This is a genomic window from Neobacillus niacini NBRC 15566 (genome assembly GCF_001591505.1).
Classification (GTDB): domain Bacteria; phylum Bacillota; class Bacilli; order Bacillales; family Cytobacillaceae; genus Neobacillus; species Neobacillus niacini.
Genome location: NZ_BCVA01000005.1, coordinates 196,018 through 210,973, shown reverse-complemented (window position 1 = coordinate 210,973; position 14,956 = coordinate 196,018). Strand labels below are relative to the sequence as shown.

Below are 14,956 nucleotides of genomic sequence, written 5' to 3'. Positions count from 1 at the left end.
ATAAACGAACGAAATAAAAGCCTACATCACCGACATAAAGACTTCTAACCCAAGTTCGTTCTCTGAGAATTCCTTTACTGTCACTTCTATTTGAGATCCAGTCAGGAATTGTTCAATCAGTTCTTTTTTTATTATTATTCCGCTAAAATCAAAAAAGAAACGAACTCCATCTGATTGCGGTTGAATTGTGATTGATAAATGATTTTCTTGAAAGGCCTCAATCGCCTGATCCAAGCAAATAAAAAAGGATTTTGTCCAATTAGACAGAATGTCATCATTTATTTCCACTGCTTCTAAATCGTTAAGAACCTCATATTCAAGCTGAAATAGATGATTTTCCCAATTTGATTTCAAAAGCAAGGAGGCAAATAGTGGCAAACGAAAGTTCGACAGCTTCGATTCATGCTGTGCTTCAATTACAATTTCATTTATATATGCTTTCGCCCGATCAATTCTATCTAAATCCAAGTTCCCTTTGATTAACTGAAGTCTATTCAGCCAATCATGCCGTGAGTGCCGCAGCACTTCAACGATATCCCATTCTTTGTCCATAATCGCACTCCTAGCTTAAGTGTCGAAAAAACTATTTTCTGTTAGTATATCAAAAAAGTTCACATGAGTAAGCAATTTTGCGCGAATGTTTTCCAATTGAGGTACTTTGAGGCTATTTTCGGGAGATCAAATTGGAGTTTTATTGGATAATTTTACCTTATTTTTCAAAAAAGAAAACCCTAACCAATCAGGTTAGAGTTTTCATAGAAAGCTTACGCTTCTTGAGCTGTTGGATATACGCTCACTTTTTTACGGTCACGACCTAAACGTTCGAATTTAACAACGCCGTCGATTTTCGCAAATAGAGTGTCGTCACCGCCACGGCCTACGTTTTCACCTGGGTAAATCTTTGTACCGCGTTGACGGTAAAGGATTGAACCACCAGTTACGAATTGACCATCTGCACGCTTAGCGCCAAGACGCTTTGCGATAGAGTCACGTCCGTTCTTTGTAGAACCTACTCCCTTTTTAGATGCAAACAACTGAAGATCTAATTTTAATAACATGTATTCCACCTCCTACTTTTTGAAGGTTATTTTTATGTGTTCTCCGTACTCTTCTTCAATCGTCTGCAATGAAATAATCATTCCTTCTAGAAGAAGCTGAACCTTCTCATGAGTGCCATCCGGAAGTTTATCTGGAACAACACAGCGGAGAAAGCCATCTCCTTGCTCAATCAGAGGCGTAACACCTGTTAAGGCATGTACCGCATTGATTGCGCCGATGGATACTGCGGATGCGCCTGCACAGACGATATCCTTTCCCCTATCAGCAAAGAATGCATGACCACTTATTGTAAATGATTGAATTGAATCGGACTCAGAACGATTAATTTTAATAGATATCATCTATTGTCCAACACCTTATGCGTTGATCGCTTCGATCACTACTTTAGTGTATGGCTGACGATGACCTTGCTTTTTACGGTTGTTTTTCTTCGCTTTGTATTTGAAAACGATGATCTTCTTAGCGCGGCCTTGTTTTTCAACTTTAGCTGTAACAGTAGCGCCTTCAACTAATGGGCTTCCTACTTTTACGTTTTCTCCGCCAACGAATAAAACCTTATCAAATGTAACTGTTTCGCCTGCTTCTGCGTTAAGCTTCTCGATGTAGACAGCTTGACCAGCTTCTACCTTGATTTGCTTACCACCTGTTTCGATAATTGCGTACATACTTGCACCTCCTTATAAACTCAGACTCGCCAAATACAGGCGCTAATGCGAACGCATAAGTCTTACTACCTGTTCTGTGCGGTTGTAGCACGGGTGCTACAAACATAACATTGAAAAGTTTATCATGTTATAGGCAAAAGTGTCAATAGGATTCTCCAGCTTTTTGCGCTATCTCGTCAAGATTCCCAAATTGTTTTATTACATAGTAATGTGTCGCAGATGACTGAATCGAAAAACACACTTTAAACTTCATCCATTCTTCTATCATATCAAGGTGTGGTTCGATCGCCAATTTTACCTCTAAGGTAGTTTCAATTAATACTGCTTCTGCATCAGAATTTCTATGTTCTAACAATTCCCGTTCCAATCGAAATGCAATCGTATCTGCACTTAATATTTTTCCTGTCCCTTCGCAAACAGGACATTTTTCTTGAAGCGCTTCTGAAAGTGAGACTTTGGTTTTCTTTCTCGTTAGCTGCAGAATACCAAGTGAGGTAAAACCCATGATTTTAGTTCTAGTTTTATCCTTCTGGAATTCCTTCTCAATGGTTTCTTGTATGTAACGCTTGTCCTTTTCGTTTTTCATATCGATAAAATCAATCAGGACGATTCCGCCTAGATCACGCAGTTTCAACTGACGGGCAATCTCAATTGCGGCAAGGGTATTGGTTTTTACCACGGTATCTTGATAATCATTTTTACCCGAGAATTTCCCGGTATTAACATCAATTATGGTTAAAGCCTCTGTCTCATCGAAGATCAGATAGGCCCCATTGTCGAGCCATACGATTCTCTTTAGTGCTTTATCAATTTCATGCTCAATTCGATGAAGGGTGAAAATATTTTCTTTCCCATTATAATAAGTAACTTTTAGGTTAGGATTTCTCGATTGTATAAGTTGTTTTATGGAAAGGTCATCAATAAACACTTCGCCTGATGACATTTTCATGACGTATTCAAGTACCAATTCGGTAAAGGTATCTTTTTGATATAGAATCCCTGGCTTTTTAAAAGAAGCAGCTTTCTCCAGTAATTCTGTATACTGGCTTCGTAAGGTACTTAGTTCGTTTACCATTTCCTCATAAGTGGCTGAGGTACTTGATGTACGAAAAATCAGGCCTTCTTCTTCACTTTTCAGTTTCGTCCCATAACTGCGAAGATTGTCTTTTTCATCAACAATTTTTTTAGAAACTGCCACATAGCGACCTTGAGGCATATAAATAAGGTTGTCCCCAAGCAACTCAACAATCCCCGTCACTCTAGCACCTTTAGGACCTGTTGCATCCTTATCTACTTGCACGATTAACTTTTCTCCCTGGTGAACGAAGGATGATACACTTTTCTTCTCTTTTTCGATACTCCGATCCGGTGACAAAACATATGACGCTAGCACATCACGATGGAGGTAGGCATTTTTCTCTTCGCCTATATCGATAAATGCTGCATTCATTCCGGGCAGCACCTTGGTTACGGTCCCATAATAAATATCACCGACCAGAGATCGCTGCTCTGGCCGGTCAAAAATAATCTCTTCAACTGTATTATTCTTAACGACTGCAAATCTTTTCTCTCTTGAAATGGCATTAATAATTAGTTTATCCAATCCGGCTTCCTCACTTTTTTTACTAATAGTTTATATTATAACCCTTTAGTAAGAAAAAAGAAGGTCACTGATTTTATCTGTTAATCGTTTTTCCGAAAAATACGCATGCAGCAGTTCATTCTCATCCAACATCCCTTTTTCTTTGCCATCACTCTCAACAATAATCGGGTGCTTGCATCCGCGTTGGAATTTTTCTAACACATCAATGAGCAAGTCTTGCTCATTGGCTTGGATGGGCTTTAGGGCTTGTAGGTCGCTATTTTTACCATAGTAACGTTCGAGAAGAAATCTCATAAAAATATAACGGCGCTGCTTCCATTCATGGTAAAGCGAGAATAATAAGAAGCCGACGATAATCCAGACGTTTAGTTGTTGCGGAGCTGCTAGGAGCGTTACTGCAGAAAAGATTCCAACACTAAAGAAAGAAATGATTAATGTTAGCCGGTGAGCTATGGGAAATGACTTTTTTAAAGAAAGAAACATAAAGATCAACTTTCCACCGTCGAGCGGCCAAACTGGAAACAGATTGAAGATAAAAATCATAATGTTGTAGTAAAAAAATAATTGAAACAAATCCTCAGATATCAAATCAAATGAGAATAGCGCAAAAGCTAATGCCACCATCCAAATGTGCTGAAGCGGTCCAGCGAGAACAACAATCGCCTCTTCCTTTAATGGCCGATTCCCGTGCTCCTCCATTTCAGCCACCCCGCCAAATGGGAGGAGAGTGATTTTTTTTATACGCCATGAAAAAAAAGAAGCCGCAGCAGCATGCCCCATTTCATGGATGAAAATGATGCCAATTAGCAGGCATACTTCGAGGAAATGTGCTGTAGCAATCGATATTGCGATGACAAACCATAACAAAGGATGGATATAAACATGTTGTAATAAATATATGATTCTATTCAAAGCGAATCACCTGAATCGGGTCGATGAAATCATCGCCCTTTTTGATCGAAAAATAATACTTACCCTTCGTTTTGTCTTCACCCGTTGATTCTGAAGCTGTGCCGACGACCGTTTCCGTTTCAATAAATTCATATAAACTAACCTTAATTTCCTCTAGATTCCCGTAAGTAGATTGCGTTTGATCTGCGTGCTGGATGATGACGGTTTTACCCGTGTCTTCCTTAACACCAGCAAACATGACATTTCCTTCTTTCATGGCTTCCACTGCTGCACCATTTGCTGTTTCAATCATAATGCCCTGTCCATTTTTCTCGAAATTTTCAAGGACTTTCCCTGAAAACACCGGTATATCGTGGTTTTTCTCGACTACGTTTTTCTCGCTGCCTTTTTCTTCCTCTGTAAATGGCAGCAGAGCTAATGGCTTACCGAATTGGTCTTCATACCATTTTGATACTGTGGCAAATTTAAAATCCTGTTCCATGGTTTTCATAACAAAATCCTTAGCTGGAGCAAATGTTGCTGAGTTTTCACGGAACATAATGGCAATGACTAAAAATAAGACAGCTGATGCTAAAATCTTAAAAATAAAAACTTCCTTTTTAAACAAGGGATGAATGCCATCGTCCTTGCCTGCTTCGTATGAGGAATAATGATTAAATTCGTACTTTTCATCATCCCCCGGCCAATTAATTTCACGCTCTGGACCTGTTCCTGATGACCCTTTTTCTCTTTTCCGCTTTGCGATTCGTCGCCGTATTTCTTCAGGAGTAGACCGCATTATCCCACCAACCTTTTAGAGACCTTTTTGTACAAGTCTATGAGGTTGTCCTCAAGAGTATGCCTACTCGGTAATTTTTAAGGAGACTATGGTTTGTGCTACTCACATTTTTCGGTTAGCACCTTGCCTTATACTGAACTTAACAAAAGAATTAATTTTACAGAATAGATTTCCTTGATACCAGAAAAATGTTACTACTTTCAACAAAAATTCAGATAGTTTTTACCGTTGTTTACACACTTATTAAAGTGCTAGTTTAATATTCAGATAGCGTTTTCACAACACAAGTACATAAGGAGGAAATATTGAAATGAGAAAAAGATTAGGTGCAATAACACTATTAATTATTATCTCCCTTGTAACTGTAACAATGGCTGGTGCAAAATCATTATATCCTTCTAAGCCTGTTCCAACTAAGGACAGACACACTATTTCTGAGATTGTTCATCCTAATAGCAAGTGGGAAAAGGTAGCCACTGGCAACGGATTTATGGAAGGGATTAACTTTGACCGTAACGGCCAAATATGGATGGTCAGTCCGGCCACGGGCGAAATTATGAAGGTTGAGGGAGATAAGGTTTCAATTGTGGAAAAGTATAAATTTCCTATCGGGGCAAAGTTTCATAAGGACGGACGCCTTTTTATCACCGATGGCACAGGAGAACTTTATGCTTATAACACCGAAACCAAAGAGCGTACGACCATTGTTAATTCATACCAAGGCTCGCCTTTGAAAGGACTTAATGACCTGGTATTTGATGAAGCGGGAGGGCTTTACTTTACCGAGCCATTTGGATCAAGCGTAACAAATCCTGTTGGCCGTGTCTTCTATTTGCCGCCAAACGGTACCGAGCCTCAGCTATTTCAAGAGGGCATTGCTTATCCAAATGGTATAGCCATTTCTGCTGATGGACAGCGTGTATATATCTCTGAATTTGCCAGCAACCGAATTATCTCCGTTCCATCGAAGACTGCGAAAGACCAGCGGGAAATGGCATTTGCTTTCGCTCAGTTTGAGGGTGGAATTGGACCAGATGGACTAGCTGTGGATAAAGAGGGTAATCTTTATGTGGCCCATTTCCAAGCTGGTGAAATTGTTGTAGTGGATGCGAGTGGATTTAAGTACGGTAGTATTCGCCTGCCTGAAGATGCAGGAACATTTACTACTAACCTGACTTTTCATAATGGCTATCTGTATGTTACCGAATCATCGAAAAATGAAGTTTGGCGCATCAAGGTTAAAAAAGAAGGTTTGCTGCCATACGGTTTGCAATAGACCTAGGCAAGAAATAGGTATCCCTTCAACATATCTCTCGGATGATCGGAGGCTGTCGCAAAATAAAACTTTTGTGGTAGCCTTCTTTTTTGTACATTTTTCAAAGGGGGATTGTAATTCATACATATATTACCAATTATTTTAATTAAGTGACTTTAAACTACCTTGGTATTATGGATAAGCCACACGTTTTTACTGCTTATCCATATAATGGCTGTAAGTTAAATAAATAGAGGTGAATAATTTTGTCTGCCAGTGACAAACATGATTCTTTTCGTGGTGATGTCTACGATTTAATTGAGTTAGAGCAATTAGTAAAGGGTCCTCACCAAGTACTGTTTGAGGGTAAGAGTCCCTATCAGGACGTGCTCTTACTAGAAACGAAAAATATACGATTGTACCGGAACGATCAACTAGTATGGAATAGTTTGGATGAACGAATCTATCATGAAGCACTTGTCCATCCAGCTTTTGTTTTATCAGACCAGCCTGAACGCGTTTTGATTATCGGGGATGAATGCGGATTTGCACTGCGAGAAGTCCTTAAATATTCAACGGTATGCCACGTCAGTCATGTGTCTCTTTCTCCAGCAACCTTGGTCGCTGCAAAGAATACACCTGAAATTCTCGAAATGAATGAGCGTTCTTTTTTCGATCATCGCGTTCAAATAATCCAGAGCAATATATATGAATTCCTCCTAACCGAACAGCAGCCATTCGATGTAATAATCGCAAATCTTCCAGAGCCTGAAACCAATCAACTTAGCAAACTTTACTCAAAAGAATTCTTCAAAAAATTGTCCACTCTCTTAACACATTGCGGAATCATGGTTATCCAATCTGCGTCACCTGAAGATACTCCGTTGGTATTCTGGAGTATTGATAAAACGTTACAGAGTGCTTCCCTACACACTCTTAACTATCATGTTAATAGTCCTTGGTTTGGAGATTGTGGATTCCATCTCGCTGGGAAGAAAGTTTTAAAATGGAATGATGAGAAAAACCCGTGTGTAGAAAATCGATCTCTCCCTAAAAATCTAAAAAAATGGTTTACCTTTTCCCAGCGAGTGAGGTCAGTTCAAAAACAGGCTGTTGTTCTCTCCATTAGGTCCTTAAACCTAAACTCCTATTCAGAACAGGACCCTGAAGACACGAAAGAACTTCGTCATCTTCTCTCCAACCCCCACCGTGTACTTTATGAAGGCGGCACAAAAGGGGACTGTGTGAAAATTTTAGAGACTAATGATGTACGTCTATATCTAGACAAACAACTTCAATTTAGTTCGTTAGATGAGCAAATCTATCATGAGGCTCTTGTTCATCCGGCCCTTTCCATGGTTAGAAAGCGAGAACGCATTCTAATTGCCGGAGGCGGGGATGGTTTTGCGATTCGGGAGGTTCTTAAATACCGAGATGTGAAGCATATTGACTTAGTGGACCTTGACCCATTAATGATTCACTTGGCGGGCGATTTACCAACAGTAGCGTCACTAAACCAACGTGCACTCCACGATAAGAGGGTGTCCGTCCATCAAAAAGATATTCAGGTATTCCAAAAAGAACAAAGTGTGCCCTATGATGTCATCATTGTGGACTTGCCAGACCCAGGCGATGAAATATTGAGTAGATTGTATACCGTAGAATTCTTTTGTAAATTATCTAATCTTCTAACTGAAGATGGTATTCTTGTCTGTCAATCTCATTCACCAGAATATGCTCCATTTGTTTACTGGAGCATTGGCTTATCGTTAAAAGGAACTGGAATGCATGTTAAGAGTTACCATACCGAAGTTCCTTCTTTCGGGGACTGGGGATTTCACCTTGCCTCAAAAAAGCCGATACATCTACCAAATAGGAAAGTAGTCGTCCCTCATCAAACACTCCCTGAAGACCTGTCCACTTTATTTGTATTTCCGTCACACTTCCGTTCAGTTCAGGAAAATTCACGAATGAATACATTGTCGAACCTAACATTACATGAAATTTATAAACAAGAACTTCGAAGGTAACCTACCAAAGGCTCTGCTCGGAATTGCTGAATAAGCAGAGCCTCTTTTTAGATACTATTTCGGGAAAGCATGGACAACCGTACAATTTATTTTTACTAAATCCCATACGATAACTTACATAGGAAAACGGAGGGGAATGATGAAACTTTGACCAAAGAAGGAAAGCATATAATCATTGACGCATTTGAGTGTGATTCTACCCATTTAAATGACATTAAATTTTTAGAAGAAATGTGTAAAAAGGCAGCACTTGACGCAGATATGGAGATTTTATACTCTTACTTCCACCAATTTGAGCCACATGGAGTAACAGGGGTAATCGTTTTATCCACTTCGCATTTATCCATTCATACATGGCCAGAAGAAAAGTATGTATCCCTAGATTTTTATACGTGTGGGACGCTAGAACTTACAGCTCAAGTGGAATATCTGATCAAAGAATTATCTTCAAAGCGAGCACTGGTATATTCTATTTCACGAGGCGTTTCCTATCCTCAACTAATACAAAGTGAAGAATTAGGCGGTTGATATTGCCTATTTAACCAAGGTGAAAACATATGAGAACGAAAAACGTAAAGCCCTTTACTTATGGGTCTTTATATAAACAAGATTTGCCTGATGGTAAAATGACTCCACTTACGGCTGGAAACCTAATTGAATTTACAATAGCAGGACCCTATCAAAATACTTGGCCGGAAATTTCAGCAAATAGAATTATCGTTTACAAGTCCGGTGTTTATCAGATTACAGCGGATGTATCCGCCCTATTAGAAGAAGAACAATCGGCCGTATTCAACCTCAACCGTCTGGCTGATGGATCCGACCCACTCGTAGGTTCTACCTTTGACGCAAAAGGGATAAGTACTGTCACTGGAATAAATGTTCAAGCTTATTTGTATGCTGGTGATGCAATTGGTATTTTTATTGCGGACACCTATGCACCTAGAGGAAGATTGCCACGTTATAATAGAGCAGCACTCACTGTTCATTTACTTGAGTATTAATCGTTTTAGAGCATACTAAAAGCCTGTCCGTTTAAATGGACAGGCTTGTTATTATCGAACACCAAAGAACTGTTTAATTTTACCAAAGACACTTTTATTTTTGTCTTCTAACGGCTGCAATGGAATAGATTCGCCGAGAATACGTCTAGCAATGTTACGGTATGCAATCGACGCTTTACTATTTGGATTTAAGGCAATGGGTTCGCCGTGATTAGAAGCTTTGATAACTTCCTCATCATCTGCAACAATACCAATTAACTCAATCGATAAATGCGTAGTGATTTCATCTACATCTAACATATCGCCGCTTTTCATCATATGATTTCGGATTCTGTTAATAACTAATTTCGGTGACTCGACCGTCTTAGTCTTCTCCAGCAGACCGATGATTCGATCAGCGTCTCGTACTGCCGAAACTTCAGGAGTCGTAACGACAATCGCACGGTCCGCCCCGGCAATCGCGTTTTGGAAACCTTGTTCAATTCCAGCAGGACAATCGATAATAATATAGTCATAATCTTGTTTAAGTTCATTAATTAGTTTGTGCATTTGTTCAGGCTTAACAGCGGATTTGTCCACTGTTTGCGCTGCTGGAAGCAAATACAATAAATCTTCGAATCTTTTATCTTTAACGAGTGCTTGGTGGATTTTACATCTGCCTTCCACGACATCCACAAGATCATAAATAATTCGATTTTCCAGCCCCATCACAACATCTAAATTCCGAAGGCCAATATCAGTATCTACTAAACATACTTTTTTGCCTTGAAGGGCCAACGCTGTACCAATATTAGCAGAAGTCGTGGTTTTTCCGACGCCGCCTTTACCGGATGTAATTACTATTGCCTCTCCCACATTAATGTCCCCCTTCGAATCTATTTAAATTAGGCCTTAAATTTATTAAAACTTGCAATCTATCTACGATGATTTGATGGTTATCGTCGATGTACGCACATTCCATTTCACGTTTTTCAGCGTTTTGAGCTTTATCAGGTGCACGATTAAGGCAATCGTGAATCCTTAGCTGTGCAGGCTGCATACTTGAAGCGGTAATAACGGCTTGATCATTACCAAATACTCCTGCATGGGCTATTCCCTTTAAGGAACCCATAATAAAAATATTCCCGCCAGCAATTACCGTTCCACCTGGGTTTACATCCCCTATAAGCAATAAATCTCCCGGAACTTCTAATACCTGTCCAGAGCGGATAATTCGCGAAACCGTTACGACTTCGTTTTCCGCTTTAAGCTTGTCCACTTCTGCTCTTGTGACCACGTTTGATTCAATATCATCGACTACTAAATTCTTTTTTTGACGGATGAGATTTTTTATTTCTTCACGTTGAGCGTCATTCAAGTACCTATTGCCGACATCGACTTTAACAGGCGTTAAATGCCGCTCACCTTCATTTGTTTGATTTGCCGAAAGTTTTTCATCAAGCTCCTTCTTCAGTTCCTCATAGGAACAGCTATCATCAAGATGAAGGACAATTCCATCCTTCGTACCTTTAATCGTAACATTTTGCCGCTTTTTCATGGAGAAAACTCACCTCAAATAATAAGAAACACATACGTGCGATAGAAATAGGCATTTTCAAGCCATAGACACACTTTTATTATACAATTCGACACGCTTTATGTATTCTCCTTTTTTTAAAAAGAAATACAACCCTCATTCATCTCGCAAGCCTTGTGCAACACTTTCAAAATAACGCTTTAATGGATACGCTGCAATCAAAAGGTAAACGGCATTTAAAATGAGAGTAGGATAAAAACGCATTTTAATAAAACTGATAAATTCAAGTGTGGTGATATGGATTAAAAAGTCCATTTCATAAACACCTAATTCCAGGAGAGCAATCCCCACTAGAGACACCAAAAACGCGACAATAATATTCGTTTGGAGCACGTGCATGATTTTCGAAATAAGGTATGTAATGAACGGAAATAGGAAAAGGTATATGCCTATTATTTCAATCCACACAATATCAAATAAAAGTCCAAAGATGGCAGCATAAATGATTCCGTATTTTCTGCCTGTATAGATGGCTAGGAACAAAAGCCCTCCGAAAAGAAAACGAGGCGCCAAAATGTAATTGTCACCAAAAACTTCAGGTGGTGCATATTGCGCAAACATGCTCTCTAGTAAGAAAAGGAATAGAAACAAAAGAGGAAGCAGGAATTTCTTCACAAATCCTCCTCCTCCCCTGTGCCCATTTCCGCCTGTGTGGGCTGAGTCATGGTTCTGGTAATCACAATAATATTTTCCAAATCATAAAAGTCCGCACCTGGTTTAACTAAAGCAGTTTGATTCAGTCCGTATTGGTCTGGCTTAACATCAATGACCTTACCAATTTGTAAGCCCTGCGGGAAGACCCCGCCAAGACCGGAGGTAATGACGTTTTGTCCTTTTTTAATTTCTACTCCTGAAGGAATCGCTTTGATTAATAATGCTTTTTTCTCTTTATCATAGCCCTCGACTAGACCATTTACATTTGTTTCGCCTTGGACGATGGCGGAAATTCGATTCTTTGGATCCATAGCACTCAACAATTGAACGGTTGAGCTAAATTGATTGACTGTCTTAACTTTGCCTATTAAGCCATGCGCGGTTACAACGGCCATATTTTTTTTAATTCCGTTTGTTTTCCCTTTATTGATAATAATCATTTCATGCCAGCGATCAGGGTTTCTACCTATTACAGTTGCTTGTAAAGGTTCAAAATCTCTCAGGGTATCTTGTTCACCGAGAATATCACGCAGCTCTTTATTGTCCTTTTCCAGCTCCTGTACCTGTGCTTCAAGGCTAACAAGTTTCTCCATCCGTGATTTTAATTCTTTATTCTCTTCATATGTATTTTGCAAGTCCTGGAGATTTTCAAAAAAACCTGCAACCAAATGAGCAGGTTTTGAAACCAGGGATTGAACAAGGCCTGCAGTATCCTTTAAGAACTGCTCCGGCCAGGATAGTTTACTTCTCTCCCTTAACGAAAACCCAATCAATGCCACGAGAACAATAATGCTAACCAGCAAAACGATCAATCGTTTATTCAAAAAGAACTGTGGCATGATTATACACCTCTATCTTTATACATAATGTGTCAAGCCTACAGCGCCAATAGACATGGCGCTTTCGCTTTTCTTTTTATCTAGATTCTTTAGCTTTATTTTTGAATAACTGAATATGATCCAAAGCTTTTCCAGTCCCGATAGCAACGCAATCCAGCGGGTTCTCAGCAATTAGAACTGGCATATTCGTTTCTTCACTAATTACCTTGTCCAAGTTTCGAAGCAGAGCACCACCGCCTGTTAAGACGATTCCTCGGTCCATAATATCCGCAGCAAGCTCTGGCGGTGTTTTTTCTAATGTATTTTTTACAGCCTCTACAATCGCATAGACCGTATCTTTTAGAGCAACACCAATTTCTTTCGCAGTGATTTCAATGGTTTTTGGAAGACCAGTTAACAAATCACGTCCGCGAATTTCCATATTATCGATACCCTCAGAGTCTCCTGCTGAACCAACTTCCATCTTAATGGCTTCAGCTGTACGTTCACCAATCATGAGATTATAATGTTTTCGGATGTACGTAACAATTGCATCGTCCATTTCATCACCAGCAACGCGAATGGAAATGCTTGTAACAATTCCACCTAATGAAATGATCGCTACTTCGGTAGTACCGCCGCCTATATCAACTACCATGCTGCCAGTCGGCTCCCATACAGGCAGGTTTGCCCCGATAGCAGCTGCAAATGGCTCCTCAATCGTATAGGCGTCCTTCGCACCAGCTTGACGTGTTGCGTCAATAACAGCTCTTTCCTCAACCGCGGTTATTCCTGATGGAACACATACCATTACATACGGCTTACCGGAGAAAATACTCTTACTTTTAATCGCTTGACGAATATGATGTTTCATCATGATTGCAGTTATTTCAAAGTCCGCAATCACACCATCCTTCATTGGTCTCATCGCTACCACATTACCTGGTGTACGGCCAATCATGTTCTTTGCATCATTACCAACCGCAACAATGGATTTCGTGTCTGTCTGCATCGCCACAACAGATGGCTCTCTTAATACAATCCCTTTACCTTTTGCATATACAAGGGTATTTGCTGTCCCCAAGTCAATACCAAGGTCTCTTGTCCCAATTCCAAACATAGTTGTATCTCCCTTTCTGATACGAAAATAGCTAAAGGTAAGTAAATATACCTTCTATTCATGTAATTTTTCTAGTAAATTTATATGATAATCTCGAAAGATGTCCTAAAAAATCATAAACATTATTATATCCCAACGATTAAAAAAATCATAGTATTATAAATATCCTTTTTCTTTAAGAGAGACAAATTTATTTTCGCCAATAATAAGGTGATCGAGCACGTCGATGCCTATCATTTTTCCGCATTCTACAAGCCTCTTTGTTACCTCGATATCTTCGCGGCTTGGGGAGGGATCCCCAGAAGGATGATTGTGAAGACAAATAATAGAAGCAGAAGAACGTTTTAATGCTTCACGAAAAACCTCTCTCGGGTGTACTATGGAGGCATTTAAGCTTCCGATAAATATAGTTTGTTTATGAAGTACTTGATTTTTTGTGTTGAGGTATAAACAAACGAAATGCTCTTGTGATAGAAAACGCATGTCGTTCATCACGTAATTTGCACCATCTTCTGGTGAGCGTATCACATAGCGGTCAGTGTAGTTTAAGTTCGTAATTCTTCTGCCAATTTCAACTGCTGCTAGTATTTGAATCGCCTTTGCCTGACCTATTCCTTTAATTTCAGTCATTTCTTCTAAGGTGGCATCTTTTAAAAGCCGCAAGCCTTCAAAATTTGTAAGCAACCGGTTGGATAATTGAAGAACACATTCATCCTTTGTACCAGTTCTAAGTAAGATGGCGATTAATTCATGGTTCGATAAACTTGCTGGACCATTTTGAATAAACCGCTCTCTAGGTCGTTCATCTTGAGGAAAATCACGGATCATTAATGAATTGGTTGACATTCTACTTCCTCCCTATGATAGGGAGTTAAAGAACTACATAGCTGTTACGACAACTGGTAGCCCAGCCTTTTTAATTCGCGGTAGGTTTTCGCAACCGGCAGGCCGACAACCGCAAAATAATCTCCATTAATTTTTTTGACAAGCATGCTTCCAAGCTGCTGAATGCCATATCCACCTGCTTTATCAAGCGGTTCACCACTTTGTACATAAAAATTGATTTCCTCGTCCGTTAACTCCCAAAACCAAACTTCTGTTCTTTCAAAAAAACGTGCTGTCCCCTTTGGAGATAATATGGACACACCGGTGTATACTTCGTGCTTTCTTCCTGAAAGCTTTTCTAACATTCTTTTGGCGTCTGCCTCGTCTTCAGGCTTTCCTAAGACCTGACCATCTGAAACAACGATGGTGTCAGAGCCAATGACATAGGCATTAGGATTTTCTTTAAAAATCACCTGTGCTTTTCGTTCGGCAAGATCCATAACTACATCCTCTGGTGAAAGCGTTGGATCAAAGCTTTCATCTACTTCACTGCTAGAGATCGTGAATGATAATCGGAGGTTTTCTAGAAGTTCTTTTCGCCGTGGAGAAGAAGAGGCTAAAATGAGGTTTTGCATTTCATCACCTTACCTTTTGCAT

At 39.6% G+C, this 14,956-nt stretch carries 18 protein-coding genes and 1 other annotated feature; of the genes, 4 read left to right on the top strand and 14 right to left on the bottom strand.

All coding sequences use genetic code 11. The features are described from left to right. Positions 1-21: 21 nt before the first annotated feature. From BANA01_RS07130 to BANA01_RS07100, 7 genes are all read right to left on the bottom strand, one after another. Entirely contained in the window at positions 22-552 is a 531-nt protein-coding gene (locus BANA01_RS07130; protein WP_034674965.1) for a sporulation initiation phosphotransferase B, read from the bottom strand. A gap of 212 nt (positions 553-764) precedes the next feature. Next, positions 765-1,058, bottom strand: coding sequence for a 50S ribosomal protein L27 (gene rpmA / locus BANA01_RS07125; RefSeq protein WP_034674968.1), 294 nt, complete (start codon positions 1,056-1,058; stop codon positions 765-767). Positions 1,059-1,070: 12 nt separating this feature from the next. Next, positions 1,071-1,400 (bottom strand): ribosomal-processing cysteine protease Prp, encoded by a 330-nt coding sequence (locus BANA01_RS07120; protein ID WP_034674971.1) that lies wholly within the window; start codon positions 1,398-1,400, stop codon positions 1,071-1,073. A 15-nt stretch (positions 1,401-1,415) separates the two neighbouring features. Further along, on the bottom strand, positions 1,416-1,724 hold the full coding sequence (gene rplU, locus BANA01_RS07115; RefSeq protein WP_034674973.1) for a 50S ribosomal protein L21: 309 nt from the start codon (positions 1,722-1,724) through the stop codon (positions 1,416-1,418). 12 nt (positions 1,725-1,736) lie between these two features. Next, positions 1,737-1,818, bottom strand: a sequence feature (ribosomal protein L21 leader region). A gap of 48 nt (positions 1,819-1,866) precedes the next feature. Then, positions 1,867-3,327 (bottom strand): Rne/Rng family ribonuclease, encoded by a 1,461-nt coding sequence (locus tag BANA01_RS07110; protein ID WP_034674974.1) that lies wholly within the window; start codon positions 3,325-3,327, stop codon positions 1,867-1,869. A 45-nt stretch (positions 3,328-3,372) separates the two neighbouring features. After that, entirely contained in the window at positions 3,373-4,239 is an 867-nt protein-coding gene (locus tag BANA01_RS07105) for a M50 family metallopeptidase (RefSeq protein ID WP_034674976.1), read from the bottom strand. Continuing rightward, positions 4,232-5,017, bottom strand: coding sequence for a M23 family metallopeptidase (locus tag BANA01_RS07100; RefSeq protein WP_034674979.1), 786 nt, complete (start codon positions 5,015-5,017; stop codon positions 4,232-4,234). The genes BANA01_RS07105 and BANA01_RS07100 overlap by 8 nt, the downstream gene beginning before the upstream one ends. Before the next feature lie 310 nt (positions 5,018-5,327). Here BANA01_RS07100 and BANA01_RS07095 point away from each other — a divergent pair, with 310 nt between their 5' ends. The 4 genes from BANA01_RS07095 to BANA01_RS07080 all read left to right on the top strand — a co-directional run bounded on the left by BANA01_RS07095 (position 5,328) and on the right by BANA01_RS07080 (position 9,306). Next, entirely contained in the window at positions 5,328-6,293 is a 966-nt protein-coding gene (locus tag BANA01_RS07095; protein ID WP_034674982.1) for an SMP-30/gluconolactonase/LRE family protein, read from the top strand. A gap of 245 nt (positions 6,294-6,538) precedes the next feature. Then, positions 6,539-8,302, top strand: coding sequence for a spermine/spermidine synthase domain-containing protein (locus BANA01_RS07090; protein WP_034674985.1), 1,764 nt, complete (start codon positions 6,539-6,541; stop codon positions 8,300-8,302). Positions 8,303-8,449: 147 nt separating this feature from the next. Beyond that, the gene (speD, locus tag BANA01_RS07085) at positions 8,450-8,830 is read left to right on the top strand and encodes an adenosylmethionine decarboxylase (RefSeq protein ID WP_034674988.1); all 381 of its coding nucleotides are present in this window, start codon (positions 8,450-8,452) and stop codon (positions 8,828-8,830) included. 29 nt (positions 8,831-8,859) lie between these two features. After that, a complete protein-coding gene (locus tag BANA01_RS07080) occupies positions 8,860-9,306 on the top strand; it encodes a hypothetical protein (protein WP_034674991.1) in 447 nt (148 codons plus the stop codon). 51 nt (positions 9,307-9,357) lie between these two features. Here the strand turns inward: BANA01_RS07080 and minD are convergent, their stop codons facing one another. The 7 genes from minD to BANA01_RS07045 all read right to left on the bottom strand — a co-directional run bounded on the left by minD (position 9,358) and on the right by BANA01_RS07045 (position 14,934). Beyond that, positions 9,358-10,161: a septum site-determining protein MinD gene (minD, locus tag BANA01_RS07075; RefSeq protein WP_034674994.1), complete on the bottom strand. Its 804-nt coding sequence runs from the start codon at positions 10,159-10,161 to the stop codon at positions 9,358-9,360. Position 10,162: 1 nt separating this feature from the next. Further along, on the bottom strand, positions 10,163-10,843 hold the full coding sequence (minC, locus tag BANA01_RS07070) for a septum site-determining protein MinC (protein ID WP_034674997.1): 681 nt from the start codon (positions 10,841-10,843) through the stop codon (positions 10,163-10,165). 135 nt (positions 10,844-10,978) lie between these two features. Beyond that, positions 10,979-11,497: a rod shape-determining protein MreD gene (gene mreD, locus BANA01_RS07065; protein ID WP_034675000.1), complete on the bottom strand. Its 519-nt coding sequence runs from the start codon at positions 11,495-11,497 to the stop codon at positions 10,979-10,981. Beyond that, positions 11,494-12,375, bottom strand: a complete 882-nt coding sequence (gene mreC, locus BANA01_RS07060; RefSeq protein WP_034675002.1) for a rod shape-determining protein MreC — start codon at positions 12,373-12,375, stop codon at positions 11,494-11,496. The genes mreD and mreC overlap by 4 nt, the downstream gene beginning before the upstream one ends. A 76-nt stretch (positions 12,376-12,451) precedes the next feature. Then, positions 12,452-13,474 carry a rod shape-determining protein gene (locus BANA01_RS07055; protein WP_034675007.1) on the bottom strand — a complete coding sequence of 341 codons (1,023 nt, stop codon included), beginning with the start codon at positions 13,472-13,474 and terminating at the stop codon, positions 12,452-12,454. Between the two features lie 156 nt (positions 13,475-13,630). Further along, a complete protein-coding gene (radC, locus tag BANA01_RS07050) occupies positions 13,631-14,320 on the bottom strand; it encodes a RadC family protein (protein ID WP_034675010.1) in 690 nt (229 codons plus the stop codon). 44 nt (positions 14,321-14,364) lie between these two features. Further along, positions 14,365-14,934: a Maf family protein gene (locus BANA01_RS07045; protein ID WP_034675012.1), complete on the bottom strand. Its 570-nt coding sequence runs from the start codon at positions 14,932-14,934 to the stop codon at positions 14,365-14,367. Between the last annotated feature and the right edge of the window lie 22 nt (positions 14,935-14,956).